5 protein-coding genes are annotated in these 3,893 nt (G+C 67.4%); 4 read left to right on the top strand and 1 reads right to left on the bottom strand.

Features of this window, described 5'->3' with window-relative positions:
* Positions 1–225, top strand: a 225-nt coding sequence (locus tag KGM94_RS24180) for an alpha/beta hydrolase-fold protein (protein WP_300264928.1), incomplete at its 5' end; no start/stop codon positions are given.
* A 6-nt stretch (positions 226–231) separates the two neighbouring features.
* Here the strand turns inward: KGM94_RS24180 and KGM94_RS24175 are convergent.
* Positions 232–732, bottom strand: a complete 501-nt coding sequence (locus KGM94_RS24175; protein WP_300264926.1) for a DUF3280 domain-containing protein — start codon at positions 730–732, stop codon at positions 232–234.
* 132 nt (positions 733–864) lie between these two features.
* Here KGM94_RS24175 and KGM94_RS24170 point away from each other — a divergent pair, with 132 nt between their 5' ends.
* From KGM94_RS24170 to KGM94_RS24160, 3 genes are read left to right on the top strand one after another with little or no spacing between them, the layout of a single operon-like run.
* A complete protein-coding gene (locus KGM94_RS24170) occupies positions 865–2,061 on the top strand; it encodes an ABC transporter substrate-binding protein (RefSeq protein WP_300264923.1) in 1,197 nt (398 codons plus the stop codon).
* The gene (locus tag KGM94_RS24165) at positions 2,046–3,044 is read left to right on the top strand and encodes a YVTN family beta-propeller repeat protein (protein WP_300264920.1); all 999 of its coding nucleotides are present in this window, start codon (positions 2,046–2,048) and stop codon (positions 3,042–3,044) included. Before KGM94_RS24170 ends, KGM94_RS24165 begins: the two co-directional genes overlap by 16 nt.
* Positions 3,041–3,844 carry an ABC transporter ATP-binding protein gene (locus KGM94_RS24160; protein WP_300264917.1) on the top strand — a complete coding sequence of 268 codons (804 nt, stop codon included), beginning with the start codon at positions 3,041–3,043 and terminating at the stop codon, positions 3,842–3,844. Before KGM94_RS24165 ends, KGM94_RS24160 begins: the two co-directional genes overlap by 4 nt.
* Positions 3,845–3,893 lie beyond the last annotated feature (49 nt).

The following is a 3,893-nucleotide window of genomic DNA, read 5'->3' as shown; positions in this document are numbered from 1 at the left end:
CTGATCGAGGACGGCGCAAAATTCTCAGGCTTCCTGGTCGACTATGGCGATGCCGACCAGTTTTTGACCGAGCAGCTCCGTCCCGAGCTGCTGCAGGCCGCCTGCACGAAGGCGAATATCCCGCTGACGCTACGCCGCCAGGCCGGCTACGACCACAGCTATTATTTCATCTCCACCTTCATGAGCGATCATCTGCACTGGCACGCCGCAAGGCTGACGGCGTGAGCTTTCTTACTCCGGCCGGCCCCAATTCGGCGCGAGCAGACGGTTCTTGACGAGATAGCTCATCGCGCGCGACCAGGATTCGTCGGTGTTGCCGCGCATGTCGGCGCTCGCGACCGTGACGAGATGGCCGGTGTGGACGTCGCGCAGGTAGATGTTGAGATTGAGGATCAGGTTCGAGACCTTCTGCACCACGCCGGTGATCTCGAGGTCCGCGCCCAATTGCTCCGCGAGCCTGACGTCGCAGCCGCCGCAGGCCTGCAGATTGCTGGCGTGGGCGGCGGCGCTGACCGGCGCGATGTCGAGCAGCCGGAACCTGCCGGACTCCGCCAGCGCCTTGCGCAACTGATCGCCGACGCGCTGCGTCCGCTCCAGCTCCGGCTTCGAGCCATAGACCTCGCCCGGCAGGCTGGTGTCGATCAGCTCGAAATCGAACACAGCGAGCTTTGGCGGATCGGCGAGCGCGGCCGAACTCGTCAACAATGAGGCGGCCAGCAGCAGCGCTCGCATGATCGTGATCCCAAAAGACTGCGCCGGCGCGACGACGAAATGCGGGGTTGCAAGCTAGGCCAAATCGGTCATGTTTCAAGGCGCAAAATGCCTCCACCGACGTTCAAGCCGGGGAGGACGGATGGAGGATTCATGATCCGATGGGTGGCCGTGCTGTCGATCGGCCTGTCGATCGGCCCTGGCGCGGTCGCAACCAGCGCGCGCGCCGCCGATCCGACGGAGATCGGGATCGGCTATCTCGGCCATGTCGGTACCCGCGCGACCCTGTCGCTGGTCGAACAGCCCGCCGAGAATGACGGCGTCGCCGGTGCGCGGCTCGCGATCGACGACAACAACACGACCGGAAAATTCCTCAACCAGCGTTTCACACTGGAGGAGCGTCGCCTCAAGGCGGGCGAGGACGTCGCGCAAGTGGCGGCAGCGCTCGCCGAGCGCAACGGCTTCATCATCGCCGACCTGCCGGCGGACGCGCTGTTGAAGGCCGCCGACGCGCTACGCGAGCGCGGCACGCTCATCTTCAATGCCGGCGCGATCGACGAGCGGCTGCGCGAGGCCGATTGCCGCGCCAACATCATCCATGTCGCACCCACCCGCTCGATGCTGGCGGACGCGCTCGCCCAATATCTGGTGTGGAAGCAGTGGAAGCGCTGGCTGCTGGTGGTCGGCTCGCATGACGAGGACAAGCTCTATGCCGATGCGCTCAGGCGCGCCGCCACGCGCTTCGGCGCCAAGATCGTGCAGGAGCGCACCTTCGAGGACACCGGCGGCGCGCGCCGTACCGATTCCGGCGTCACGCTGATCCAGCGCCAGATGCCGGTGTTCACCCAGCAGGCCCCGGCCTATGACGTGCTGGTCGCCGCCGACGAGAGCGAGGTGTTCGCCAACTACCTGCCCTACCGCACCTGGGACCCGCGACCGGTGGCGGGCTCGGCGGGGCTCGAGCCGAAGAGCTGGGACGCGGCGCAGGACCAGTGGGGCGCGGTGCAGATGCAGAACCGCTTCATCAGGCTGAATCACCGCCGCATGACGGCGCTCGACATGCAGGCCTGGACCGCCGTGCGCATGATCGGCGAGGCCACCTCGCGCACCAGTTCCGGCGACACCAAGAAGGTCATCGACTTCATCAAGGGGGCGGATTTTTCCGTGGCCGCCTTCAAGGGCACGCGGCTGACGCTGCGCGACTGGAATCTGCAACTGCGCCAGCCGATCCTTCTGGTCGACGGCCGCATGGTGGTCTCGGTGTCGCCGCAGGAAGGGTTTTTGCACCAGGTCTCGGAACTCGATACGCTCGGCTACGATCGTCCGGAGAGCAAATGCAAGCTGCGCTGAAAAGGGAGACGTCGCGCATGTCGCGTGCCGGGCTGCTGTGCGGGATGGTCGTCTGGCTCGCGGCAACGCCCGCGCACGCCTTCGTCGCCTACGTCTCGAACGAGAAGGGCAACACCGTTTCGGTGATCGATACCGAGAGCTGGACCGTGACCAGGACCATCAAGGTCGGCCAGCGCCCGCGCGGCATCGAGTTCACCCGCGACGGCAAGTTCGTGATGGTCGCGGTCGGCGACGACGACACCATCCAGGTGATCGATGCCAAGACGCAAGCGATCGTCGACACCCTGCCCTCCGGCCCCGACCCCGAGCTGTTCGTTCAGGATGCCGCCGGCAAGCTCCTCTATGTCGCGAACGAGAACGACAACACGGTCACCGTGATCGATCTCGAGAAACGCGTGCGGCTCGGCGACATCCAGGTCGGCGTCGAGCCCGAAGGCATGACCGTCAGCCCCGACGGCAAGATTTTGATCAACACGTCGGAAACGACCAACATGGCGCATTTCATCGACACCGCCTCGCGCCAGATCGTCGCCAACGTGCTGGTCGACGCCCGCCCGCGCTTTGCCGAGTTCAAGCGTGACGGCTCCGAGCTCTGGGTGTCCTCGGAGATCGGCGGCACGGTTTCGATCATCGATCCCGTCAAGCATGTGGTGACGGGCAAGATCACCTTCGAGATTCCGGGGCTGCGGCGCGAGGCGATCCAGCCGGTCGGCATCGGCATGACCAGGGACGGCAAGACCGCGTTCATTGCGCTCGGCCCCGCCAACCGCGTCGCCGTGGTCGATACCGCCACGCGCAAGGTGACCAAGTATCTGCTGGTCGGGCAACGGGTCTGGCACATGGCGTTCACGCCGGACGAGAAATACCTGCTGGTCACCAACGGCGTCTCCAACGACGTCTCCGTGATCGATGTGCCGGCCCAGAAGGTCATCAAGACCATCCAGGTCGGCGAACTGCCCTGGGGAATCACGATCGCGCCATGACGACGGCCTCTCCCATCGCCACGCTCCGCGACGCCGCGCCCCGGCCCGATCCGGCCGGGGCCGCGGCGCTGTCGATCGACGGCGTCAGTCACGCCTACGGCGCGCGCCGCGCCCTGATCGACGTCTCCTTCTCCGTCGCGCCGGCGAGCTTCACCGCGCTGCTCGGCCTCAACGGCGCCGGCAAGAGCACGCTGTTCTCGCTGGTGACGCGGCTGTTCGCCGCCCGCTCCGGGCGCATATCGATCTTCGGCCATGACGTCGCCGCCGAGCCCGGCGAGGCCCTGCGGCGGCTCGGCGTGGTGTTTCAGGCGCGCACGCTCGACCTCGACCTCTCGGTGATGCAGAACCTGATCTATCACGCCGCCCTGCACGGCATCGGACCGCAGGAGGCCCGCCAGCGCGGGCTCGCCGCGCTCGAACGCGTCGCCATGGCCGACCGCGCCGGCGACAAGGCGCGCAATCTGTCGGGCGGGCAGATGCGCCGCGTGGAGATCGCCCGCGCGCTGGTGCACGGGCCACGCCTGCTGCTGCTCGACGAACCGACGGTCGGCCTCGACGTGAAAGCGCGCGCCGGCATAGTCGCGCATGTGCGCGCGCTGGTGCGCGACGAGAGGCTGGGCGTGCTCTGGACCACGCATCTGATCGACGAGGTCGGCGCCGAGGACGACGTGGTCGTGCTCCATCGCGGCAGGACGCTGGCGACCGGCCGCGTCGGCGACGTCGTCCGCGACACGGGCGCGCGCGACATAGCCGGCGCCTTCGCCAAGCTGACCGGCGCAGACGCCGAGGCGGCGGCATGAGCGCGCCGCTTCAGCCCGACCCGCCCGCGCGCGGCTTCACGCTGCGCCA

Origin of the sequence: Bradyrhizobium sp. (assembly GCF_028868675.1) — a bacterium.
Lineage (GTDB): Bacteria > Pseudomonadota > Alphaproteobacteria > Rhizobiales > Xanthobacteraceae > Bradyrhizobium.
Note: the sequence above shows the minus strand (reverse complement) of the source record. Positions and strands in the feature narration are given on the sequence as shown.